The organism is Agromyces sp. P2_B3 (assembly GCF_056404815.1).
Genome location: NZ_JBFUDH010000005.1, coordinates 104,390 through 128,006, shown reverse-complemented (window position 1 = coordinate 128,006; position 23,617 = coordinate 104,390). Strand labels below are relative to the sequence as shown.

The following is a 23,617-nucleotide window of genomic DNA, read 5'->3' as shown; positions in this document are numbered from 1 at the left end:
GATGCCGGAGCTCCGCGCCGCGGCATCCGCTCGCCCCGTGACGCCGTCGACCCCCGGTGGAAGGATGGAGCCCATGGCACTGCACATCACCGGAGACGACGCCGCCGACGAACTGCTCAGCACCGACGCGTTCGCCCTGCTCACGGGCATGCTGCTCGACCAGCAGGTCGCGATGGAGACGGCCTTCGCCGGGCCACTGAAGATCAAGGAGCGCGCCGGCTCGATCGAGCCTGCCGCCCTGGCCGGCTACGATCCCGAGCGATTCGCTGAGCTGTTCAAGCAGACGCCCGCCGTGCACCGCTACCCGGGGTCGATGGCCGGGCGGGTGCAGTCGTTGGCGCAGGCCGTCGTCGACGACTGGGGTGGCGACGCCGCCGCCATCTGGACGCAGGGCGACCCCGACGGGGCCGAGGTGCTCAAGCGCCTCAAGGCGCTGCCGGGGTTCGGCGAGCAGAAGGCGCGGATCTTCCTGGCGCTGCTGGGCAAGCAGCTCGGGCTCGAGGCATCCGGCTGGCGCGAGGCCGTCGGCCACTACGGCGACGACGGATGCTTCGCCTCGGTCGCCGACATCACCGACCCCGAGTCGCTCGCCAAGGTGCGCGCGACGAAGCAGGCGGCCAAGGCCGCGGCCAAGGCGCCCAAGGCCTAGCGCCGAGTCGGGGGCCGCGCGCGCCGCCCGCACTCGTCACCGCACCGATTCAGGCAACCGGGCGCGATTCAGGCGGAATCGGCGCGTTTCGTCCTGAGCGCCGGCTGTTCGCCTGAGCCGCCGCCGCGCGGTAATGCCGCCGCCGACGAACACGGGGTCAGGCGAGGGGATGCCGCGGGCCGATGCCCGCTGGAATCCCGCTCGCGCGGCGGAATCCTCCGCGCGGGGGCTTCCCACGCGCGAATGGGATTCCCGCGAGCCCGGTGGTGGAGGCGGATCGCTGAGCCGCCTGGGTGGGGCGACAATCGGGCGAGCTCCGATCGGACCGCCCCGAATGAGCGCTCACATTCGCGTCGGCCGACGTCGGCCCGCCCAGCCTGCGGCCGCCCCGGCCGGCCTGCCGACACCAGCGGGAAGGCGGAGAAGCGCCCGGAAAGCGGCATCCATCGACCGTGATGCATCCGTTATCGAACTCGCACTTGTGAGCGCTAACAAGTGAGCGCTAACATCGCGAATGCGGTCAGGATGAACTGACCGCCCGGCGCACCAGGGACGCAGCATCACCGATCACTCCGCCGGCACCACTGAACAAGGAGGTTCACACTGATGAAGAAGCTCATCGGAATCGCCGCCGCCGGCGCGATGCTCCTCGCCCTTTCCGCCTGCGCGGGAGCCGGCGGGAGCGGCGGCGCGAGCGAGGGCCCGAAGGCGCTCGACGAACTCGTCGTCGGTTTCGCCCAGGTCGGCGCGGAGTCGGGATGGCGCACCGCCAACACCAAGGACATCCAGGCGGCCTTCGAGGACGCGGGCATCGAGCTCAAGTTCTCCGACGCGCAGCAGAAGCAGGAGAACCAGATCAAGGCGATCCGCTCCTACATCCAGCAGGGCGTCGACTACATCGCCTTCTCGCCCGTCGTCGAGACCGGGTGGGATGCGGTGCTCAACGAGGCCAAGGCCGCAGGCATCCCCGTCGTGCTCACCGACCGTGCGGTCGACAGCAAGGACACCTCGTTGTACCAGTCGTTCCTCGGCTCCGACTTCATCGAGGAGGGCAAGAAGGCCGGCCTCTGGGTGCTCGACCAGTACAAGGACTCGACGGAGAAGGTCAACATCGTCCAGCTCGAGGGCACCACGGGCGCCGCTCCGGCGATCGACCGGGCCGAGGGCTTCGCCGACACCATCCGCCAGAACCCGAACCTCGAGGTCGTCGCCAGCCAGACCGGTGACTTCACGCGTGCCGGCGGCAAGCAGGTCATGGAGGCGATGCTGAAGTCGAACCCCGACATCGACCTGGTCTACGCGCACAACGACGACATGGGCCTCGGCGCCATCGAGGCGATCGAAGCGGCGGGCCTGGTTCCCGGCGAGGACATCAAGATCGTCACGGTCGACGCGGTGCACGACGGCATGCAGGCCCTCGCCGACGGCAAGATCAACTTCATTGTGGAGTGCTCGCCGCTCCTCGGCAAGCAGCTCGTCGACATCATCAAGACCCTCAACGACGGTGGCGAGGTCGAGCAGCGCATCATCACCGAGGAGACCACGTTCGACCAGGAGCAGGCCATCGAGGCCCTGCCCGACCGGCAGTACTGATCCGATCGACGGATGCCGCGAGGCATCCGTCGACCGGTCGGGCCGGCGGGTGCGCGGAGCAACTCCCGCGCACCCGCCGTGCCCTACGCTCGACCCACCACCAGACTCGATGGAGCGCCTCGTGACCAACCCCACCGATCCCGCCGCCCCCGTGGTGGAGATGCGCGGCATCTCGATCACGTTCCCGGGCGTCAAGGCGCTCGACGGCGTCGACTTCCGCCTGTTCCCCGGCGAGGTGCACTCGCTCATGGGTGAGAACGGCGCGGGCAAGTCCACCCTCATCAAGGCGCTCACCGGGGTGTACGGCATCGACGCCGGCACCATTACGCTCGCCGGCGAGCAGGTCTCGTTCAGCGGACCGGCCCAGGCGCAGGCATCCGGCATCTCGACGGTGTACCAGGAGGTGAACCTCCTGCCGAACCTGTCGGTGGCCGAGAACATCATGCTCGGGCGTGAGCCGCGGCGCTTCGGCTCGGTCGACTGGCGCGCGATGCGCCGCCGCTCCGCCGAGCTGCTTGCGGGCCTCAACCTCGACCTCGATCCGGGCTCGCTCCTCGGCGACCACTCGCTCGCGGTGCAGCAGCTCATCGCGATCGCCCGCGCCATCGACGTGCAGGCGAAGGTGCTCATCCTCGACGAGCCCACCTCGTCGCTCGACGCCGACGAGGTCGCCGAGCTCTTCCGCGTCATCCGCTCGCTCAAGGAGCAGGGCGTCGCCATCCTCTTCGTGTCGCACTTCCTCGACCAGGTGTACGAGATCTGCGACCGCCTCACCGTGCTGCGCAACGGCAAGCTCGTGGGGGAGTACCTCGTCGAGGAGCTGCTGCGCATCGACCTCGTGCAGAAGATGATCGGCAAGGAGCTCACGGTGCTCGACGACCTCGAGCAGCGCGCCCGATCGGTGTCGGTCGACGAGTCGGATGCCGCGACCTTCGTCCAGGCGACGAAGCTGGGGCGCCGCGGCGCGATGCACCCGGCCGACCTGCCGATCGCGGCGGGCGAGGTCGTGGGCTTCGCGGGACTGCTCGGCTCGGGCCGCACCGAGTTCGCCCGCCTGCTCGGCGGCATCGACCGCGCCGACTCGGGCGAGCTGTCCATCGGCGGCAGGTCGACCCGCCTGCGCACGCCGCGCCAGGCGCTGTCGCACCGCATCGCCTTCTCGTCGGAGAACCGCCGCGACGAGGGCATCGTCGGCGACCTCACCGTGCGCGACAACATCGTGCTCGCCCTGCAGGCCGACCGCGGGTGGGCCAGGCCCATCCCCAAAAAGCGGCAGGACGAGCTCACGCAGAGCTACATCCAGACCCTCAACATCCGGCCCGCCAACCCCGACGCACTCGTGCGCAACCTCTCGGGCGGCAACCAGCAGAAGGTGCTGCTCGCGCGCTGGCTCGCGATCGCCCCCCGGCTCCTCATCCTCGACGAGCCCACCCGAGGCATCGACATCGGGGCGAAGGCCGAGATCCAGAAGCTCGTCTTCAACCTCGCCGAGAACGGAATGAGCGTGCTCTTCATCTCGGCCGAGCTCGAGGAGGTGCTGCGCCTCAGCCACCGCATCGTGGTGCTGCGCGACCGGCACGTCGTCGCCGACCTCGAGAACGACGGGCTCACCGTCGACGCGCTGCTCGCCCTCATCGCCGACGGCTCTGGCGACGATCCAGAGGCTCCGGATGCCGCGGGCGGCGAGCTGCTCGCCGCATCCGTGCCGCCCGCGGCATCCGTCACCGACCCGGCCGCGTCCGGCGGCACGTCGCCCCGCGCCACGACCGCCGGGATCGCGGCCGCCCCGACCGATCCGACCGTGACCGACCCGACCACGACCGACCCCACAGGAGACCCCCGATGAGCGCCCTGCTCGCCCGGCTCATCGCGAACCGGCTGTTCTGGCCGATCGTGATGCTGATCGTGCTGTTCACGATCAACCTGATCGCATTCCCCGGCTTCTTCACGGTCACCCTGCGCGACGGGCACCTGTTCGGCAGCCTCGTCGACATCCTGCGGAACGGCGCACCCACGCTCATCATCGCGGTGGGCATGACGCTCGTCATCGCCACACGCGGCATCGACCTGTCGGTGGGCGCTGTCGCCGCGATCGCCGGCGCCGTGGCCTGCTCGATCATGCTCGGCTCGCCCGACCCGGGCAACCCCGCCACGGTCGCCGTCGCGATCACCGTCGCGCTGCTCATCTCGCTCGTGCTGGGCGCGTGGAACGGCTTCCTCGTGGCGGTGCTCGGCATCCAGCCGATCATCGCGACGCTCATCCTCATGACCGCCGGCCGGGGCGTGGCGATGCTCATCACCGAGGGGCAGATCCTCACGGTGAACAGCCCGCCGTTCAAGGCGCTCGGCTCGGGCTTCTGGTTCGGCGTGCCGATCGCCGTCATCATCGCTGCGGTCGTCTTCGCCGCGGCGGCCCTCATCACGCGCCGCACCGCGCTCGGCATGTTCATCGAGTCGGTCGGCATCAACCCAGAGGCGAGCCGCCAGGCCGGCGTGCGGGCGCGCGGGCTGCTGTTCGTCGTCTACACGTTCAGCGCGTTCTGCGCGGCGATCGCCGGGCTCATCCTCACGGCGAACACCGCGGCCGCCGACGCGAACAACACGGGCCTGTTCATCGAGCTCGACGCGATCCTCGCGGTGGTCATCGGCGGCACGTCCCTGGCCGGCGGCCGCTACACCCTGGCCGGCACGCTGGTCGGCGCACTCGTCATCCAGACCCTCGTGACCACCGTCTACACGGTCGGCATCCCGCCGATCGCGACGATGGTGTTCAAGGCCGCGGTGGTCACCGTCGTGTGCCTGCTGCAGTCGCCGACCACGGCCGAGGCGCTCAGCGGATTCCGGCGAAGACTGTCCGTGCGAGCCGGCAAGGGGGTGGCGACGTCATGACGAAGCTCCTCGACGCTCCCGAGCGCCCCACGCGCACCGGCGGCCGTGGCGGCCGTGGCGGCCCGACCGGCCCGGCTCCCCGCGCGCGCGTGGTGCGCAGCATCCGGAACCTGCTGACGAGCCCGAAGTACGGCCCCGTCACCGTGACGGCCGTGCTGTTCGTGGCCATCTTCATCATCGGCGGCGTGCGGTATCGCGGGTTCCTCTCAGGGCAGGTGTTCCTCAACCTGTTCGTCGACAACGCCTACCTCATCGTGCTCGCGGTCGGTATGACGTTCGTCATCCTCACCGGCGGCATCGACCTGTCGGTCGGCGCGGTCGTGGCCCTCAGCGGCATGATCGCCGCGAGCCTGCTGCAGACCGGCTGGTCGCCGGCCGCGGTGATCCCCTTGATCCTCGTGCTCACGAGCGTGCTCGGCCTGCTCGTCGGCCTGATGATCCACATCTTCAAGGTGCAGCCGTTCATCGCCACGCTCGCCGCGATGTTCCTCGCGCGCGGCCTCTGCTACGTGATCAGCCAGAGCTCGATCTCGATCACGGATGCCACGTTCGTGCAGTTGGCCGTGGCCCGCATCCCGCTGGGCGGCAACATGTCGATCACCCCCAGCGTGATCATCGCGGTCGTCGCCGTCGCGATCGCCGTGTGGGTGCTGCACGCCACCCGCTTCGGACGCACGGTGTACGCCATCGGCGGCAGTGAGCAGAGCGGCCTGTTGATGGGCCTCCCCGTCGCCCGCACGAAGGTGCTCGTCTACGTGATCAGCGGCTTCTGCTCCGGCCTCGCCGGCGTGCTCTTCACCTTCTACACGCTCTCGGGCTACCCGCTCACGGCGATCGGCACCGAGCTCGACGCGATCGCGGCGGTCGTCATCGGCGGCACGCTGCTCACCGGCGGCTACGGCTTCGTGCTCGGGTCGGTGCTCGGCGTGCTGGTGCTCGGCGTGATCCAGACCATCATCACGTTCGAGGGCACGCTCTCGTCGTGGTGGACGAAGATCTTCATCGGCGCCCTGCTGCTCGTGTTCATCATCCTGCAGAAGGTGCTCACGGCCAGGCGGCGGTGATGGTGCCGCGGGGCGGCGGGCGGCGGGCGGCGGGTGGCGGGTGCCGACGGCGATCGCTGCGGCCGAGCCGCCGGACGACGCGGCGGCTGACCCCAGGCGGCCGGACCGACCGGCTCCGGGCAGGATAATCGACATAATGAGCGCGCCCCACGGCGCGGGGCGGGAGCGCAGCAGCGAGTGGTCGAGCCAGACGACAGGGCGCGCGCTGCGACGATCTTCGACGTCGCACGGCTCGCAGGCGTGTCGCACCAGACGGTGTCGCGCGTGCTCAACGACCTGCCCAACGTGCGCCCGGCCACCCGCGCCCGCGTCGAGCAGGCGATCAAGCAACTCCGCTACGTGCCGTCCCCGGCCGCGCGCGCCCTGGTGACCCGGCGCACGCGCACGCTCGGCCTGATCGTGACCGGGGCCCCCGACTACGGACCCTCGAGCACGGCGCTGCACTTCAACGAGGCCGCACGCGACGCCCGCTACTCGGTGATCACGGCGAGCATGCTCGAGACGGATGCCCCGAGCCTGCGCTCGGCGGCCGAACTGCTCGTGCGCCAGAACGTCGAGGCGATCGTGCTCATCGCCGCCGAGCGGGGCGCGCTCGACGCCCTCGACGGGGTGGAGCTCGGCGTGCCGATCATCGCCGTCGCCTCCGAGGACCGCGGCGGCATGCACCGCGTCTGGCTCGACCAGTACTCGGGCGCCCGCCTGGCCGTCGAGCACCTGATCTCGCTGGGGCACCGCGAGATCCGGCATGTCAGCGGCCCGTCGAACGCGATGGATGCCGCGGAGCGCCTGCGGGGGTGGTCGGCGGTGCTCGGCGAGCACGGGCTTCCGGCCCGCGAGCCACTCGTGGGCGACTGGTCGCCGCGCAGCGGTGCCGCCCACGGACGCACGCTCGCAGCCGACGCCGACATGACCGCCGTGTTCGTGTCGAACGACCAGATGGCGCTCGGCGTGATGCACGCGCTCGCCGAGTCCGGACGCTCGGTGCCGGGCGACGTCAGCGTCGTCGGCTTCGACGACATCCCCGAAGCTGCGTACTTCACCCCGCCGCTCACGACCGTGCGACAGGACTTCGACGCCCTCGGCCGCGACGCGATGGCCGGGGTGCTCGCCGTCCTCGGCGACGACGACCGGCTCATGCCCGCTCCGCGCGTGCCCGACCTCGTGGCGCGGGCGAGCACGGCCGCGCCCACGCGGGCGCGGGTGGCGGTCGCGTCGCCCTGAGGCGTCGCCCCGGAATCCGCTCAGCCGACGAGGAACTCCGCGATCACGAGCGCCAGCACGTGCGGATCCCAGCGGTGGTCGGCGCCCGGGATGGTGCGCGTCGTGGCATCCGGCATCGAGGCGACGAGGGATGCCGCGGCCGACGTCATGATCGGCTGCGTCTGCTCGCCGACGAGGGCGAGCGTGGGCGCGGTGATGCTCCGCCAGAGCTCTGCGCGGGGAGCGGACTGCGTCCACGCGAGCGACTCGGCGTCGGGAAGCAGGCTCGGCGCGACCTCGAGCATGGTCGGCCATCCGGGGCTCTGCTTCGCGCCCTCGAGCCACTCGGGCGGCATGTCGGCCATGTACACCTCCAGGGTGCCGACCCGGTCGCCGGCATCGATGCGCTCGCGGAGCTCCTCGACGAAGACGGCCCCCTCGGCTCCGCCCTCGGCGTCGAGCGGTACCTCGAAGAACACGAGCTTCGAGATGGGCAGTCCGGCCGCGGCGGCGGCGAGGGCGATGGAGCCGCCCGACGAGTTGCCGAAGAGGGCGACCGCGTCATCCGCCCCCTCGGTGAGCAGCTCGGTGAGCGCACGCAGGTCGTCGATGGTCTGGGCGAGGGTGATCGGCGGCTCGGCTGGGCTCTCGCCACGCCCGCGCCGGTCGTAGTTCACCACGGTGAAGCCGTGGCCCGCGAGCAGGTGCGCCATCTCGGCCGTCGCGGGGTCGAACCCGCGGAACTGCATGGCCCCGCCGATGAGGATCACGGGCGGCCCGCCGCCCTCGCGGTCGAACGCGATGCGCGTGCCGTCGGCGGATGTCACGAACTCGGTCATCGGGCCTCCTTGCTGTCGTGGCGCCACGCTACGCCGACCCTCCGACGACCTCCACCGCCCAGTCGCCGCTGTACCGCGCAGTCGCCGCGTGAGGTGACGCGAATCGACGTTCGGATGGTGTGGGAACGACGGTTCGCGTCATCTCACGCGTCCAGGCGGCGCCCCTGCGGCAGCGAGAGGCTACGCGGCCGGGCTCGTGCCCTCAGCTCGATGTCCGTCGAGCGATGCCGAGACCAGGCCGCCCGACTTCGCGCACGTGATGAGCCGGTCGAGCAGCGCACGGTACGCGGCATCCGTCACCGGTGAGATCAGGAGCGACGACTCGTTGACGGGGACGATGCCGAACTCCGCCGGTCGCCCCTCAATCCGCCCGGCGATGAGCACGGCCCGCTCGGTCCAGTCGCTGAAGGTGGCCGTGCCGACCACGACGTGGTCAATGGCGTCGTACGGAAGCAGGGTTGCGCCGTTCGCGCCGCCGATGGGGCGCTCGCGGAATTCGAGACCGGCGGGGGTGAATGCAAGCATCTGGTGACGTCGGCCGGGCTTGCGCCCGTCGTCCTGCTCGGATGCTGAGAAGGGGACGCCGGAGTCGATCCATGTGGTGCTTCGGAGCGCGACGCCATCTTTGCCCATCTCCTCGCGGAGGGCGCGGTAGCGAGTCCGACCTCCCGAGGCACTGGCGAAGACCAGCGCGAACCACGTCGTCACGAAGAGCGAGACGACGAGGGCGACGGCGCCGAGCGCTGCGAGGTCCGTTCCGGTGACGATGATCACGGCGCTCGCCAGCACGCAGACGGGGATCACGGTGAGCACCCGGTAGGCCGGGCGACGCCGGCGGGGCAGCCCGGGGCGGCGCCTCGGGGAGAGCCGGACGCTCCACTCGAACGGGACGCCCGCCGTGATCTGCATGGGGTCAACCGTAGTGGCGGGCACGTAGCTCGAGAGGACGCGATTCGCGGGTCGACGGGGCCTCATACCCGCAGATCGCGTCCTCTCGCGAGGCTGCTCAGTCGTCGGATACGCCCGAGACGAGCGGGGCGAGCGGATGCCGCGTCCGCGCCCCGCGACACGCGCAGCGCCCCCGCCGCGATGTCGGTGGGTGGTGGCAGCATGAAGTCACAACACCATATGTAGGGGTCGCGGCATCCAGGAGCCCCAAGGGGTCGGGAATCGCGACACGCCGGGGATTCCATCCACAGGCGAGAAATCCCGAAACGGCCGGGTTGTGGATAACCCATCGGGTCCCCGCGAGAATCCGCGGATCACCGGGGCATCCGGCTGGGGATGAACGGTGGAGAAACCCGTGGAAAACTACACGAATGTAACTACAGCATGTTGTGGCGGTTCAGTTCCGCAGGCACTAGATGTAGTATTGAGGAAGCGAAAACAGCAGTACGGGGGCGGGCTCCTCCGGGGCTCGAGAACACGAAGAGAACGAGGGGAAACCATGACGGTCACGGTCTACACCAAGCCTTCCTGCGTCCAGTGCAACGCGACGTATCGCGCGCTCGACAGCAAGGGCATCGAGTACGAAGTGCTCGACGTCTCCACCGACGAGGGCGCCCTCGCGCACGTCAAGGAGCTGGGTTACCTGCAGGCCCCGGTCGTCATCACCGACGAAGACCACTGGTCGGGCTTCCGCCCCGACAAGATCGCCGAACTCGCCTCTCGTCTCGCCTGACCCGCGGCCCGATACGGCAGCGGCAACGGATCGCAGAGCCGGAACAACGGGAATGCGGCGAAGGATGCACCATGACGAACCTGGTCTACTTCTCGAGCGTCTCGGGCAACACCAAGCGCTTCATCGAGAAACTGGGCCGCCCGGCAGCGAGGATTCCGCTGCTTGCGCGCGACGACGCGCTGCGCGCTGAGGAACCCTTCGTGCTGGTCGTGCCCACCTACGGTGGCGGCGACGGCCACGGTGCGGTGCCCAAGCAGGTCATCAGGTTCCTGAACGACCCGCACAATCGCGCCCTGCTGCGCGGCGTCATCGCCGCCGGCAACACCAACTTCGGGAGCGCCTACGGACTCGCCGGCGATGTCATCGCCAGGAAGACCGGGGTGCCCCACCTCTATCGCTTCGAAGTATTCGGAACCCCAGACGACGTTCGCGCCGTCGACGAAGGATTGGACGCATTTTGGTCGACTCAGCAGCAACTGACGGCGTAGCCCTCATGGACGCGCCCCGCGTGGCCAGTGGCATGGACTACCACTCGCTCAACGCGATGCTCAACCTCTACGGCCCGAACGGCGAGATCCAGTTCGAGAAGGACCGTGAGGCAGCGCGCGAGTACTTCCTCCAGCACGTCAACCAGAACACGGTCTTCTTCCACTCCCTGAAGGAGCGCCTCGACTACCTCGTCGAGAAGGAGTACTACGAGCCCGAGGTGCTGGCGCAGTACGACTTCGCCTTCATCCAGCGGCTCAACGACCTCGCGTACTCGAAGAAGTTCCGCTTCGAGACGTTCCTCGGCGCGTTCAAGTACTACACGAGCTACACGCTGAAGACCTTCGACGGCAAGCGGTACCTCGAGCGCTTCGAGGACCGCGTCGTCATGACCGCGCTCGGCCTCGCGCAGGGCGACGAGCAGCTCGCCACCGACCTGGTCGAGGAGATCATCGCCGGTCGCTTCCAGCCGGCCACCCCCACGTTCCTCAACACGGGCAAGGCGCAGCGCGGCGAGCTCGTCTCCTGCTTCCTGCTCCGCATCGAGGACAACATGGAGTCGATCGCCCGCGGCATCAACTCGGCGCTCCAGCTGTCGAAGCGTGGCGGCGGCGTCGCACTGCTGCTCAGCAACATCCGCGAGTCGGGTGCTCCCATCAAGCAGATCGAGAACCAGTCGTCGGGCATCATCCCCGTCATGAAGCTGCTCGAAGACAGCTTCAGCTACGCCAACCAGCTCGGCGCTCGCCAGGGCGCCGGCGCGGTGTACCTCAGCGCGCACCACCCCGACATCATGCGGTTCCTCGACACCAAGCGCGAGAACGCCGACGAGAAGATCCGCATCAAGACCCTGTCGCTCGGTGTCGTCGTGCCCGATATCACGTTCGAGCTGGCGAAGAACAACGAGGACATGTACCTCTTCTCGCCGTACGACGTCGAGAAGGTCTACGGCAAGCCGTTCGGCGACGTGCCGATCACCGAGAACTACCGCGCCATGGTCGACGACCCGCGCATCAAGAAGACGAAGATCAACGCGCGCGAGTTCTTCCAGACCCTCGCCGAGATCCAGTTCGAGAGCGGATACCCCTACATCGTGTTCGAGGACACGGTGAACAAGGCGAACCCGATCAAGGGCCGCATCAACATGTCGAACCTGTGCTCCGAGATCCTCCAGGTCAACACGCCGACGACCTACAACGAAGACCTCTCGTACAACCAGATCGGCAAGGACATCAGCTGCAACCTCGGTTCGCTGAACATCGCCCTCACGATGGACTCGCCCGACTTCGGCAAGACCGTCGAGACCGCCATCCGCGGCCTCACGTCGGTGTCGAACCAGAGCCACATCGCATCCGTGCGCTCCATCGAAGACGGCAACGACAAGTCGCACGCCATCGGCCTCGGCCAGATGAACCTGCACGGCTACCTCGCCCGCGAGCGCGTCTTCTACGGCAGCGAAGAGGGCGTCGACTTCACGAACATCTACTTCTACACGGTGCTGTTCCACGCGCTGCGCGCCTCGAACCGGATCTCCATCGAGCGCGGCGAGGTGTTCGACGGCTTCTGGGACTCCAAGTACGCGTCGGGTGAATTCTTCGACAAGTACACGGATGCCGCGTGGGTGCCCGAGACCGCGAAGGTCACGCAGCTCTTCGCCGACGCCGGCGTGCACATCCCCACGCAGCAGGACTGGCAGGAGCTGAAGGCCTCCATCCAGGAGCACGGCATCTACAACCAGAACCTGCAGGCCGTGCCGCCCACAGGATCGATCTCGTACATCAACAACTCGACGGCGTCGATCCACCCGATCGCCTCGAAGATCGAGATCCGCAAGGAGGGCAAGCTCGGGCGCGTCTACTACCCGGCGGCGTTCATGACGAACGACAACCTCGAGTACTACCAGGACGCCTACGAGATCGGCTACGAGAAGGTCATCGACACCTACGCCGCGGCGACGCAGCACGTCGACCAGGGCCTCTCGCTCACGCTGTTCTTCAAGGACACGGCGACGACGCGCGACATCAACAAGGCGCAGATCTACGCGTGGAAGAAGGGCATCAAGACCATCTACTACATCCGCCTGCGCCAGATGGCCCTCGAGGGGACCGAGCTGGACATGTGCGTGAGCTGCACGCTGTAGCGGTCACCGCTCACGTTCGAAGATTCGCCCGCTCGCGACATCCGTTCAGAAGGAACTGACATGACTCTCACCGATCCGGTCAACTCGGCCAAGAACGACCCGGCGCACGCCGGCGGCAAGATCAAGCTCGTCGACCACGTCAACGCGATCAACTGGAACAAGATCCAGGACGACAAGGACCTCGAGGTCTGGAACCGCCTGGTGAACAACTTCTGGCTGCCCGAGAAGGTGCCGCTGTCGAACGACATCCAGTCGTGGAACACGCTGACGCCCGACGAGCAGACGCTCACGATGCGCGTGTTCACGGGGCTGACGCTGCTCGACACGATCCAGGGCACGGTGGGCGCGGTGTCGCTGATCCCCGACTCGCTCACGCCGCACGAAGAGGCCGTGTACACGAACATCGCGTTCATGGAGTCGGTGCACGCGAAGAGCTACTCGTCGATCTTCTCGACGCTGTGCTCGACGAAGGACATCGACGACGCGTTCCGCTGGTCGGTCGAGAACGAGAACCTTCAGAAGAAGGCCTCGATCGTCATGGAGTACTACCAGGGCGACTCGCCGCTGAAGCGCAAGGTCGCCTCGACGCTGCTCGAGTCGTTCCTCTTCTACTCGGGCTTCTACCTGCCGATGTACTGGTCGTCGCGGGCGAAGCTGACCAACACGGCCGACCTGATCCGCCTCATCATCCGCGACGAGGCCGTGCACGGGTACTACATCGGCTACAAGTTCCAGAAGGGGCTCGAGCTGGTCAGCCAGCAGGAGCGCGACGACCTCAAGGACTACACGTTCTCGCTGCTCTACGAGCTCTACGACAACGAGGTGCAGTACACGCAGGACCTCTACGACGGCGTCGGCCTGACCGAAGACGTCAAGAAGTTCCTGCACTACAACGCGAACAAGGCCCTCATGAACCTCGGCTACGAGCCGATGTTCCCGAAGACCGTGACCGACGTGAACCCCGCGATCCTCTCGGCGCTCTCGCCGAACGCCGACGAGAACCACGACTTCTTCTCGGGTTCGGGCTCGTCGTACGTGATCGGCAAGGCCGTCGTCACGGAAGACGAGGACTGGGACTTCTAGCGCAGGCAGCGCGCTACGCGGCAGGGCGCCGGGCCGCGAGTTCCGCCGCGCTCCGGATTGCCTCGGCGAACGCGAGCGGGGCTTCCTGCGGCAGGTTGTGGCCGGCGAGCGGCACCTGTCGGTGCTCGTACGGGCCGGTGAAGCGTGCACCGGCGGTGGCGGCGTCGCGTGCGGGGAAATTGCCGTCGGCGAGTCCATCGAGGGTAATGGTCGGCGTGGTGATCGAGGGGAGCTGCGCCAACTGCGCCTCGAGCCGGGAGTACTCCGAGGCCCCGGGGACGTGGAACAGACGGTGCCGGTAGGAATGGATCACGACGTCGACGAAGTCGGGGTTCTCGAACGCAGCCGCCGCTCGGTCGAGCTCAGCGTCAGTGAAGTCCCAGTCGGGGGAGTTCCGGCGCCAGATCACCTCCGCGATGCCGCGGCGGTTCTCGGTCAGGCCCGCGCGACCGCGCTCGGTGAGGAAATAGAAGAAGTACCAGAAGCCCGCTTCGAGGTCAGGGCGGATCGGTTGCATCGAGGCGCTGATTTCCTGGATGAGATACCCGTTGACCGACACGAGGGCGGTGACGCGCTCGGGCCACAGCGCTGCGACGACGCATGCCGCACGGCCGCCCCAGTCGTACCCCGCGAGGATCGCCTGCGGAATCCGGAGGGCGTCCATGAGCTCGATGACATCCTGTCCCAGCGCGGCCTGCTGCCCGGTGCGTGGGACTGAGTCGCCCGAGAACCGGGTGTCGCCGTGCCCGCGCAGGGAGGGCACGATGACGCGGAATCCGGCGTCGGCCAGCATCGGTGCGACGTCGACGTAGCTGTGGATGTCGTACGGGAACCCGTGCAGCAGCAGCACGGGTGGGCCGTCTTCCGGACCGGCTTCGAAGTAGGCGACGTCGAGGTGTGCCGTTTCGACGTGTCGCAGGGGCAGTAGTCGGGGGATCGGGCTCATGATCTGCTCCTTGTCGTGGAATGGGGAGTGGCGCGTTGAACGCGGCTCGGACGAACCGGTCATCAGCTTCGACCGGCCAGGACGCGCGAACGTGACCGTGGCGACGGCGTCGTCCCTCGCCGATGTGTTCGTCACAGGGCGGCGTGCGGTCCGGTCCTCCTTGACAGGAGCGTCCGCCGGATGCGCCTGTCCTCACCGCCGACCACGAAAGGCACGATCATGCACGCGCACATCCTCGACCCCGAGGCGCAGGCCATCGCCGACGCCACCTCGACACCCCCGTTCCTCTACCAGCTCGGCGCGGAAGGCGCGCGAAAGGTCCTCGACGACCTGCAGGCCGCGCCGATCGCGAAGCCCGACGTCGACGAGGAATGGATCACCGTCCCCGCCGCCGTCGGCGACGTGCGCGTTCGGATCGTCAAGCCGACCGGATCGACCGGCCTGCTGCCGACGATCCTCTACATCCACGGCGGCGGCTGGGTCATCGGCAACGCCGCCACCCACGACCGCCTCGTGCGCGAGATCGCCGTCGGGGTCGACGCTGCAGTGGTGTTCGTCGAGTACGACCGTTCGCCGGAGGCGCAGCATCCGGTCGCCATCGAACAGGCCTACGCGACCGCGCAGTGGATCACCGAATCGGGCGCTGAGAAGGGCCTCGACGCGACGCGGCTCGCCGTGGCCGGCGACTCGGTCGGCGGCAACATGACCGCGGTCGTCGCGATCCTCGCCAAGGAACGCGGCGACGTGTCGTTCGTGCACCAGTCGCTCTACTACCCGGTCACCGATGCCGCGCAGGACACCGACAGCTACCGCGAGTTCGCCGACGGCCCGTACCTGACGGCGGCCGCCATGGCCTGGTTCTGGGACAGCTACCTGCCGGATGTCGCGAAGCGGAGCGACATCACGGCGTCGCCGCTTCGCGCCACGATCGAGCAGCTGACCGGGCTCCCCGAGGCGTTCGTGATCACCGACGAGAACGACGTGCTCCGCGACGAGGGCGAAGCGTATGCGCGGCGCCTCGTGGAGGCGGGCGTGCGGACCACGAGCGTGCGGTACAACGACACGCTGCACGACTTCATGATGCTGAACCCGCTCCGCCCCTCGCCGGCCGTGACCGCCGCGGTCGAGCAGGCGGTGCACGTGCTCCGCAAGGCCCTCGGCCGCGCCTGAACACGATGATGACCAGATGGACGACCGCGCCACAGCGGACGGTACTGTCGGTCGCCATCCTCGCGTCGTTCGCCGCGTTCCTGGACGGGAGCGCGGTGAACATCGCGTTGCCGGCGATCAGCGCCGATCTCGGAGGCGGGCTCTCCTCCCAGCAATGGGTCGTGGACTCCTACCTCCTGAGCCTCGGCGCATTCATCCTGCTCGCGGGGTCGCTCTCCGACCTGTTCGGCCGCAAGCGGGTGCTCATGACCGGGCTCATCGGCTTCGGACTCACCTCCGTGGCCTGTGCGATCGCGCCCACCGTCGAGACGCTCATCCTCGTGCGCGGCCTGAAGGGGGTCTTCGGCGCCCTCCTGGTGCCGAGCTCGCTCGCCCTCATCCTCGACGCCTTCCCGGCCGACAAGCAGGGCCGTGCGATCGGGAGCTGGACGGCGTTCACGAGCATCGCCACCATCGCCGGGCCGGCACTCGGCGGAGTGCTCGTCGATGCACTGTCCTGGCGGTGGGTCTTCGGTGTCAACGTGCTGCCGATCGCGTTCGCCGTCGCGCTCGCGTCTCGGCTCCAGGAGGATCCGCCGCGATCGCCCGGCGCTCGCGTGGACGTCGTCGGTGCCCTGCTCGGCGTCGCGGGTCTCGGACTTCCGGTGTTCGCGCTCATCGAGCACTCCCGGTTCGGATGGGACTCGCCGATCATCCTCGCTGCGGTGATCGTCGGTGGCGCGAGCTTCGTCGGGTTCGTCCTGTGGGAGCTGCGGACCTCGCAACCGATGCTGCCGATGGGGATCTTCCGAGCACGGAACTTCACGGTCGGGAACGTCGCGACCTTCTTCATCTACGGAGGACTGTCGCTGGGCACCTTCGCGCTGGCGGTCTTCCTCCAGCAGAGCGCCGGCTACTCGGCCACGATGGCCGGCCTCGCGATGATTCCCTCGAGCCTCGTGTTGATCGGCTTTTCCGCGTACATCGGACGGTTGAGCGGACGTCTGGGCGCCCGTCTCCTGATGGGCGCGGGACCCGTGATCGCAGGCTTCGGGTTCGCGCTGATGCTCGCGATCACCGACGAGGCCGAGTACCTGACGCAGGTGCTCCCAGCCGTGCTCGTCTTCGGGTTCGGCATGGCCCTCACGGTCGCACCGCTGACGGCGACGATCCTCGGTGCGGTCGATCCGACGCACTCGGGCATCGCCTCAGCGACCAACAACGCCGTGTCCCGGGTGGCCGGGCTCATCGCCGTCGCCCTCGCCGCGACTCTCGGTGGGTCCGCGACGATCGACCTCGACAGCTTCCACCGCCTCGTCGCGTCCGCGGCCGTCGCCATGATCCTCGGAGGTGCGATCTCCGCGGTCGGCATCCGGGACACGAGGCGCCGCACTGGATTCACCGAACCGCGGTCAGATCACGATCTCCGCCCAAGCGGTCACACCAGCGCTTCCCGCGTGGTCTGAGTTGGTATCGCGTCCGCGCTGGGTGGGGGTGATTCGAGAAGGGGAACAGTCATGTCAGATCAGAAGCCGACCGTCGTGTTCGTGCACGGCGCATTCGCCGAGTCCGCCAGCTGGAACGGCGTCATCGCGGCCCTCTACGCGGAAGGCGTCACCTCCGTGGCGGTCGCCAATCCGCTCCGCAGCCTCGCCGGCGACGCCGCGTACGTGCGCGACGTCGTCGCCTCCATCGACGGGCCCGTCCTGCTCGTCGGCCACTCCTACGGCGGCCTCGTGATCAGCGAGGCCTCGGCAGGAAACGACCAGGTCGTCGGCCTGGTGTACGCCGGCGCCTTCGTGCCCGAGCCCGGCGACAGCGCCTTCTCCCTCTCCGCGAGCGAACCGGGCTCCACGCTCGGCGACGCCCTCGACGCGCACCCGATCTCGACCGGCGGCGTGGAACTCGTCATCCGCCGACCGCTGTTCCGGGACCAGTTCGCCGCGGACGTGCCCGTGCAAGTCGCCGGCCTGATGGGCGCGACCCAGCGGCCGGTGACCGAAGCGGCTCTGAAGGACGCCGTGCAGGCGGCGACGCCCGGGTGGAAGGACCGCCCGTCATGGCACGTGTTCGGCAGCGAGGACCGCAACATCCCCGTCGCGGTGCACCGTGCCGGCGCCGAACGCGCGGGCTCGCGAGGCACGACCGAACTCGCGGGCGCCTCGCACGCGGTCAGCGTCTCGCAGCCGGAGGCGGTCGCGGCCACCATCCTCGACGCGATCCGCGGGGTGAACCAGGACCGAGCGGCCGCGTAACCGCTGCCGCATCACTGGACGCCGCGGGTGCGCGGGCCGACTGCCGAGGTCCCGCGCACCCGCAGCGTCTCCACGCTCGACCACTTGCAGATGCGGGTCACAGGCCCGCCGGAAGGAACCATTGTGAACTTCACGGAATCCATCGAGGCTCACCGCTCACTCGCGGGAAAGGTCATCCTCGTGACCGGTGCGTCCTCGGGCATCGGTCGCGAGGTCGCGCTGGCGCTGTCGGCCGCCGGCGCGCGCGTCGCGATCGGCGCACGTCGCGTCGATCGGCTCGCCAGCCTCGTCGGCAGCGCCCCCGGCGAAGTCCTGCCGCTCCAGCTCGACGTCACCGACCTCGAGTCGGTCCAGCGTGCCGTGGCGGAGACCGTCCACCACTTCGGCCGGCTCGACGCGCTGGTCAACAACGCCGGCCTCATGCAGAGCGGCCTGATCCTCGGCGCCGACGTGCGCGAGTGGCAGCGCATGATCGACACCAACCTGCTCGGCTCGATGTATGCCGTCCACGCTGCGCTGCCTCACCTGCTCGAGACGAAGGGCGCGGTCGTTCAGGTGTCGTCGACCGCTGCTCGTTCCGCGTCACTCGGCAGCGGCGTGTATGCCGCCACGAAGTTCGGCATCAGCGCCTTCTCCGAGTCACTGCGCCAAGAGGTCACCCGCCGCGGTGTCCGAGTGATCGTCATCCAGCCCGGCTTCGTCGACACCGAGCTCACGAGCCACATCACCGACCCGACCATGCAGGCCGCCGCTGCCGACATCGCCGCCTCGATGCGCACGCTCCGGCCCGAGGACATCGCCGAGGCGATCGTCTACGCGCTCAGCCAACCCGACCACGTGTCGGTCAACGAGATCCTCGTGCGCCCGACCGATCAAGTCCAATGAGGTGGGCGCGGCGCACTACGCGACCAGCTCGATCTCCACTCGCGCGCCGAGCGGCAGGCCGGCCACGGCCACGGTCGTGCGCGCCGGATACGGCGCGCTGAAGATCGTCGAGTAGACGCAGTTCATCGCCGCGAAGTCAGCCATGTCGACCAGGTACACGTTGACCTTCGTGACGTCGTCGAGCGTTCGCCCGGCAGCCGACAGCACGGACGCGAGGTTCGCGAAGACCTGTCGCGTCTGCGTCGCCACGTCGCCGTCGACGAGTCGTCCGGTCGAGGGATCGATCGGGGTCTGGCCGGAGAGGAACAGCGTTCCATCGGCTCCGACCGCGGCATGCGAGTACGGGCCGACCGGTTCGGGGGCATGCGGATCGAAGACGGCGGTTCGGGTCACGGCAGCAGCCTAGACGGAGGCGAGTCCAATGCCGAGGGCGAGGGCGAGGGCGAGGGCGAGGGCGTGGTGGTTGCTTCAGGAACCCGCGCACCGCCGCGCTGCGCGCCGGCACCGGCCAGCACAACGAGGAGGATGCCAGCGACCTGCAGAACCGACGGCAGCTGGTGCTGCACGAGCAGGCCGAGGACCACGCCGAACGCCGGCTCGAGCGCCATGAGCGTTCCGAAGGCGGTGTGCGTCATCCGGCGCAGGGCGAGCATCTCGAGGCCGAACGCGAGCACCGGGGCGAGCAGCGCCAGTGCGAGCGCGAACAGCAGCACACGCCAGTCGAGATGCCCGAACGACTGCGGAACCCCGATGAACGCCGTCACGATCGCGGCGATCGGGATCGTCATGGACAGGCCGCTGATGCCGGCGAAGCGGTCGCCGACGCGTTGGGTCAACACGATGTAGACACCCCAGCCGAGTCCGGCCAGTGCGGCGAAGCCCACACCGATCACGTCCATCTCACCCCGCCAGGGCTCGGTGAGCAGCACCACGCCCGCGAGCGCGAGCACGGGCCACACCAGCATGCGTCGGCTGCGGCTGAGGATCGCCGCGACCGTCAGCGGCCCGAGGAACTCGATCGCGACCGCCGTCCCGAGGGGGATGCGGTCGATCGCCGAGAGGAATGCCGTCGTCATGAGGCCGCTGGCGATGCCCAGTCCGAGCAGCGCAGGGACATCCGCTCGTCGGATCGAACGCAGCGGCGGCCGGGCGATCAGGATCAGGACGAGTGCGCCCATGCTGAGCCGAAGCCACGCGGTTCCCGCGGCGCCGACCTCTGCGATGAGCCCGATGGAGAGCGCGTTGCACAGCTGGATCAACAGCATCGCGGCGACCGCCATCGACCATGCGGGCACGCGCGCGCTGCCCAGTGACCGGCTCACGATGCTCCGATCGAGGATGACTCAGCCATCGACGCCGTCCGTTCGGTGTGCGGATCCGACGCCCGGCTCGTAGACGGCGAGCGAGAAGCGGGAGGGCAGGTCCCCGGGATTCGCGTAGGAGTGCACCTCGTCACCCACGAAAGTCAGCGCATCGCCGGCCGAGAGGGTGAACGATTCCCCGGCCAATGTGATGACGAGTGTGCCCTCATGGACGTGCAGCAGTTCGCGGGTGCCCTCGGAGTGCGCCTCGCTGGCATGCTCCTCGCCGGGCTCGAGGGTCCAGTCCCAGAGTTCCAGCACGTCGGGTGGTTCGGTGCCGGCGACGAGGACCGCGCGCCCGCCGGCGTCGCCGCGCCACAGGACGGCTCCGCCGCCGGCGCGAGTGACCTTCGTCCGGGCATGGTGCGGCGGCTCGACGAGCGCGGGGAGCCCGACGCCGAGGGCATCGCTCAAGCGCAGGAGCGTGCCGATGCTCGGGTTCACGGTGCCCTGCTCGACGTTGACGACCATGCGGCGGCTGACACCCGCGACCTCGGCGAGCCGGTCGAGTGTCCAGTTCCGAGCGTTGCGTTCATGTCGCACCCGCGACCCGATCACTCCCGCGAGCGCTTCAGCATCCAATCCCATCAGTGCAGCATACTGCACTGATCGTGCAGTCATCTACGCACGGAGCTCACCAGCCCGGCCGACACCATCCGCATCGTCACACGACCACGTGAGCCGCGTCGAGGTGACGGCGGGCGGCGCTGATCGCGAGACGGGCGTGCTCCTTCGCGCCCACCTGAGCCACGAGCGTCGCGCGCGGTATCTCGAGCGCGAACGGGATGCCCGCAGGCAGGGCGGCCAGGATGCCGAGCATGTCGATCTCGCCCTCACCCGGGAAGAGGCGCTCGAAGCGTGCCGTGTGGATCAGCCCTGCCGTGGTGGTGGGGATCTCCCCGGGGGCGTCGCACACGTGGGCGTAGTGGAACCACTCGGGTGGAAGCATCCGCAGGTCGTCGACGCTGGATCTCGACCGGGCGAAGTGCAGGAGGTCGACGAGCATTCCGGCGTTGGGTTGGTCGGCCGCCCGGAGGACTCGCGTGGCCTCGGTCAGGTTCGGGGTCTCCGTCCATGACGGGAACTCGAGGTCGATGGTCAGCCCGAGCGGCAACGCCAGCTGGCACAGCTCGGCGAACCGGTCGGTCTTGCGTGAGAAGTCCGCATCCGGCAGTTGCGTGATGACGTGGCGCGCTCCGAGCTCGGCGCCGGCCTCCAGGAAGCGCAGGTAGTCGCGTGGACTGTCTCCCGACGTGAAGCGCGCGAGCTCGATGTCGAGCACCTCGATGCCGGTCGCCGCGAGGTGCGTCTTCGTGGCCCGCATCAACGCCGGGTCGTATGCCAGCGGGTAGTGGGGTTCCTGCGCCGTGACCTTGGTCATCCGCACGCCCACGTAGCGGTAGCCGGCGGCGGCGGCGGCATCCACCAGTTCAGGAGGAGACAGGCTCAGCGCGGTCAGGTGAGCGAGCGAGTAGTCGTGCCGGTCTTCGGATGCCGCCTCGGTCGGTGCACTCGCCAGCATGCGCAACCGCTGCCGACGATGGGCGGCCATGCGCAACGGAACACTGTGGGGATCACCGAATCCCTCATAGCCGTCGACGCGCTGGACCACCTCGAAGATGACGCGCGAGCCCAGCATCTCGGTGAAGAAGTGCAGGAACTCCCCATGCTCGTCGCGGTCGTAGAGGATCGAGTGCTCGCGCAGCCGGTCGACGAACTCGGTCGGCAGCGACAGACGGGTGTCGAGGTCGTCATAGTAATTGCCCGGCATCTCGAGGATCGGTGCTCCGCGCTCGCGCATGATCCCGGCGCACGCGATCGCGTCCTCCGTGGCGAAGGCGACGAGTTGCGGGCTCGAGACCCCGGGCGCCCAATCGCCGCGCCGCAGCGGAGTGGTGCTGAGCATGATGCGCACGCGTCCACTCGGATCTCGTGCCGACCAGCTGCGGATGAGACCGAAGGGAGCAGTGATCTCCGAAGACGCGCCCGGCTCGAGGCCGAGGACGGCGTGAAAGAACAGGGCGGACTGATCGAAGTCGTCGACCGACTCCGTGATGGACACGTGATCGATCTCGCCGAGCATGGGGGAGGGGTCATCCGCTGCGCCGGTCGGACTGAAGTCGTCGAGCCACGCACGCTCGCGATCGGAGCCGCAGAGGAACAGCGCCGTGCCGTCGGGGGTGGCCACGGAGTCCAAGTCGGTCTCGTCTGGGCCGCGACGCCGGGCGAGCTTCGGTGCCAGCAGCCGCTCCGCCCGTCGGCTCGAGGCGGACGGGTCCGTGCTCTCGACGGCGAGCGCGCTGATCGATGCGGTAGCCGGCGCGACCGAACGGTCGGGGGCGAGATTCAGCAGGACCCGAGCACGGCCCTGCTCCCACAGTTGCACCGGCTTGGAGCGATGCTGCCCGGCATGCGCGAACCCGAGTGCGGCGAGGGCGCGCGAGACGAGGGGGGCGGAGACCTCGTCAACGGCGAGCTCGGCGAACGCGAATCCCTCGAGCCGCGGAGCCGGTGGCAGGTGGCCGCGAGGGAACAGCCGGGACGCGTCTCCCGTGCCGCGGGTGGCGGCCGCCTCGGCGAGCGTGAGCATGGATCGCATCGCATCGGTGGCGGCGTGCCTGGGATCCTCCTGCTGGTAGACATCGTTGAACACCTCGAGCGCGATCGGGCCGGTGTACCCCATCCTCAGGATCCGGCTGAGGAATCCCGCGACGTCGAGCGAGCCCTGTCCGGGGAACATCCGGGAGTGGAGGCTCCACTCGCGAACATCCATGTTCAATCGGGGCGCATCGGCAAGCTGGACGTGGAACACCTTCTCGCCGGCCACTCGGGCGATGACGGCGGGATCGTTCACGATGGACAGGACGTGGAAGCTGTCGAGGCACATCCCCAGCGCGGGGTGGTCGACGCGTTCGACGATGCGCCAGGCATCCTCGAAGGTGCGGACACGTCCCCATGGCACGGCCTCGTACGCGAGCCGGAGTCCGCGCTGCTCGGCGCGGTCCGCCAGGAGGTTCAGCTGCTCCGCCGTGAGATCGTCGTCGTCGAGTCCGTTCGCGGTTCGCGACGAGCAGCACACGAGGACGCGCGCGCCCAGTTCGGACAGCAGGTCGAACTTCCGCTCGGCATGACGCAGGCCGGCGACGAAGAGATCGGGCGGAACCGTCTCGACGTGGAACGGCTGATACACGTCGACCGACAGGCCGAGGCTCGCAGCCTCGTCGGCCATTCGGGCGGGCGACCACGGCGACATGACGAGGTCGTACTCGAGCATCTCAACCCCGGCGAACCCGGCCGCCGCCGCGGCGCGCAACTTGTCTTCGAGCGTGCCCGACAGGCACACGGTCGAGATGATGACGTTCTGCGCACCGGGGACGACGTTCATGAGTGAACCTCC

The 23,617-nt window shown here is 68.8% G+C and carries 21 protein-coding genes; 14 read left to right on the top strand and 7 right to left on the bottom strand.

The features are described 5' to 3' along the window. Positions 1-73 precede the first annotated feature (73 nt). The 6 genes from AC1DZA_RS10245 (at position 74) to AC1DZA_RS10220 (ending at position 7,416) form a co-directional block, all read left to right on the top strand. Positions 74-649, top strand: a complete 576-nt coding sequence (locus tag AC1DZA_RS10245; RefSeq protein WP_476762839.1) for an HhH-GPD-type base excision DNA repair protein — start codon at positions 74-76, stop codon at positions 647-649. A 606-nt stretch (positions 650-1,255) separates the two neighbouring features. Beyond that, the gene (locus AC1DZA_RS10240) at positions 1,256-2,242 is read left to right on the top strand and encodes an ABC transporter substrate-binding protein (RefSeq protein ID WP_476772671.1); all 987 of its coding nucleotides are present in this window, start codon (positions 1,256-1,258) and stop codon (positions 2,240-2,242) included. A 109-nt stretch (positions 2,243-2,351) separates the two neighbouring features. Beyond that, positions 2,352-4,088: a sugar ABC transporter ATP-binding protein gene (locus AC1DZA_RS10235; RefSeq protein ID WP_476772670.1), complete on the top strand. Its 1,737-nt coding sequence runs from the start codon at positions 2,352-2,354 to the stop codon at positions 4,086-4,088. Continuing rightward, entirely contained in the window at positions 4,085-5,131 is a 1,047-nt protein-coding gene (locus AC1DZA_RS10230; RefSeq protein WP_476772669.1) for an ABC transporter permease, read from the top strand. Before AC1DZA_RS10235 ends, AC1DZA_RS10230 begins: the two co-directional genes overlap by 4 nt. Next, complete coding sequence (gene yjfF / locus AC1DZA_RS10225) at positions 5,128-6,195, top strand: galactofuranose ABC transporter, permease protein YjfF (RefSeq protein WP_476772668.1); 1,068 nt, start codon at positions 5,128-5,130, stop codon at positions 6,193-6,195. The genes AC1DZA_RS10230 and yjfF overlap by 4 nt, the downstream gene beginning before the upstream one ends. Positions 6,196-6,372: 177 nt before the next feature. Next, positions 6,373-7,416: a LacI family DNA-binding transcriptional regulator gene (locus AC1DZA_RS10220; RefSeq protein ID WP_476772667.1), complete on the top strand. Its 1,044-nt coding sequence runs from the start codon at positions 6,373-6,375 to the stop codon at positions 7,414-7,416. A gap of 20 nt (positions 7,417-7,436) precedes the next feature. On the opposite strand, the gene AC1DZA_RS10215 is transcribed toward AC1DZA_RS10220, so the two are convergent. Both AC1DZA_RS10215 and AC1DZA_RS10210 read right to left on the bottom strand, forming a co-directional pair. Next, positions 7,437-8,234 carry an alpha/beta fold hydrolase gene (locus tag AC1DZA_RS10215; protein WP_476772666.1) on the bottom strand — a complete coding sequence of 266 codons (798 nt, stop codon included), beginning with the start codon at positions 8,232-8,234 and terminating at the stop codon, positions 7,437-7,439. A gap of 180 nt (positions 8,235-8,414) precedes the next feature. Then, positions 8,415-9,143, bottom strand: a complete 729-nt coding sequence (locus tag AC1DZA_RS10210) for a hypothetical protein (RefSeq protein ID WP_476772665.1) — start codon at positions 9,141-9,143, stop codon at positions 8,415-8,417. 538 nt (positions 9,144-9,681) lie between these two features. On the opposite strand from AC1DZA_RS10210, the gene nrdH reads away from it, so the two are divergent. The 4 genes from nrdH to nrdF all read left to right on the top strand — a co-directional run bounded on the left by nrdH (position 9,682) and on the right by nrdF (position 13,624). Further along, positions 9,682-9,915 (top strand): glutaredoxin-like protein NrdH, encoded by a 234-nt coding sequence (nrdH, locus tag AC1DZA_RS10205; protein ID WP_067873141.1) that lies wholly within the window; start codon positions 9,682-9,684, stop codon positions 9,913-9,915. A 71-nt stretch (positions 9,916-9,986) separates the two neighbouring features. After that, positions 9,987-10,403, top strand: coding sequence for a class Ib ribonucleoside-diphosphate reductase assembly flavoprotein NrdI (gene nrdI / locus AC1DZA_RS10200; RefSeq protein ID WP_476762130.1), 417 nt, complete (start codon positions 9,987-9,989; stop codon positions 10,401-10,403). A gap of 5 nt (positions 10,404-10,408) precedes the next feature. After that, entirely contained in the window at positions 10,409-12,541 is a 2,133-nt protein-coding gene (gene nrdE, locus AC1DZA_RS10195; RefSeq protein ID WP_476772664.1) for a class 1b ribonucleoside-diphosphate reductase subunit alpha, read from the top strand. A 60-nt stretch (positions 12,542-12,601) separates the two neighbouring features. After that, positions 12,602-13,624: a class 1b ribonucleoside-diphosphate reductase subunit beta gene (nrdF, locus tag AC1DZA_RS10190; protein WP_476772663.1), complete on the top strand. Its 1,023-nt coding sequence runs from the start codon at positions 12,602-12,604 to the stop codon at positions 13,622-13,624. A gap of 13 nt (positions 13,625-13,637) precedes the next feature. Here nrdF and AC1DZA_RS10185 read toward each other — a convergent pair whose 3' ends face one another. Beyond that, positions 13,638-14,570 carry an alpha/beta fold hydrolase gene (locus AC1DZA_RS10185; protein WP_476772662.1) on the bottom strand — a complete coding sequence of 311 codons (933 nt, stop codon included), beginning with the start codon at positions 14,568-14,570 and terminating at the stop codon, positions 13,638-13,640. 219 nt (positions 14,571-14,789) lie between these two features. Between AC1DZA_RS10185 and AC1DZA_RS10180 the strand changes: the two genes are divergently transcribed. From AC1DZA_RS10180 to AC1DZA_RS10165, 4 genes are all read left to right on the top strand, one after another. Further along, complete coding sequence (locus AC1DZA_RS10180; RefSeq protein ID WP_476772661.1) at positions 14,790-15,740, top strand: alpha/beta hydrolase; 951 nt, start codon at positions 14,790-14,792, stop codon at positions 15,738-15,740. 5 nt (positions 15,741-15,745) lie between these two features. Further along, the gene (locus AC1DZA_RS10175; protein ID WP_476772660.1) at positions 15,746-17,185 is read left to right on the top strand and encodes a DHA2 family efflux MFS transporter permease subunit; all 1,440 of its coding nucleotides are present in this window, start codon (positions 15,746-15,748) and stop codon (positions 17,183-17,185) included. A gap of 51 nt (positions 17,186-17,236) precedes the next feature. Beyond that, positions 17,237-17,974 (top strand): alpha/beta fold hydrolase, encoded by a 738-nt coding sequence (locus tag AC1DZA_RS10170; protein WP_476772659.1) that lies wholly within the window; start codon positions 17,237-17,239, stop codon positions 17,972-17,974. Positions 17,975-18,097: 123 nt separating this feature from the next. Beyond that, positions 18,098-18,859 carry an SDR family oxidoreductase gene (locus AC1DZA_RS10165; RefSeq protein WP_476772658.1) on the top strand — a complete coding sequence of 254 codons (762 nt, stop codon included), beginning with the start codon at positions 18,098-18,100 and terminating at the stop codon, positions 18,857-18,859. Between the two features lie 15 nt (positions 18,860-18,874). Here the strand turns inward: AC1DZA_RS10165 and AC1DZA_RS10160 are convergent, their stop codons facing one another. The 4 genes from AC1DZA_RS10160 to AC1DZA_RS10145 form a co-directional block, all read right to left on the bottom strand. Continuing rightward, complete coding sequence (locus AC1DZA_RS10160) at positions 18,875-19,252, bottom strand: Rid family detoxifying hydrolase (protein WP_476772657.1); 378 nt, start codon at positions 19,250-19,252, stop codon at positions 18,875-18,877. Then, positions 19,249-20,139: an EamA family transporter gene (locus AC1DZA_RS10155; protein ID WP_476772731.1), complete on the bottom strand. Its 891-nt coding sequence runs from the start codon at positions 20,137-20,139 to the stop codon at positions 19,249-19,251. The genes AC1DZA_RS10160 and AC1DZA_RS10155 overlap by 4 nt, the downstream gene beginning before the upstream one ends. Positions 20,140-20,202: 63 nt before the next feature. Further along, the gene (locus tag AC1DZA_RS10150) at positions 20,203-20,808 is read right to left on the bottom strand and encodes a helix-turn-helix domain-containing protein (protein ID WP_476772656.1); all 606 of its coding nucleotides are present in this window, start codon (positions 20,806-20,808) and stop codon (positions 20,203-20,205) included. Between the two features lie 76 nt (positions 20,809-20,884). Next, positions 20,885-23,605, bottom strand: a complete 2,721-nt coding sequence (locus AC1DZA_RS10145; protein ID WP_476772655.1) for a TIM barrel protein — start codon at positions 23,603-23,605, stop codon at positions 20,885-20,887. Positions 23,606-23,617 lie beyond the last annotated feature (12 nt).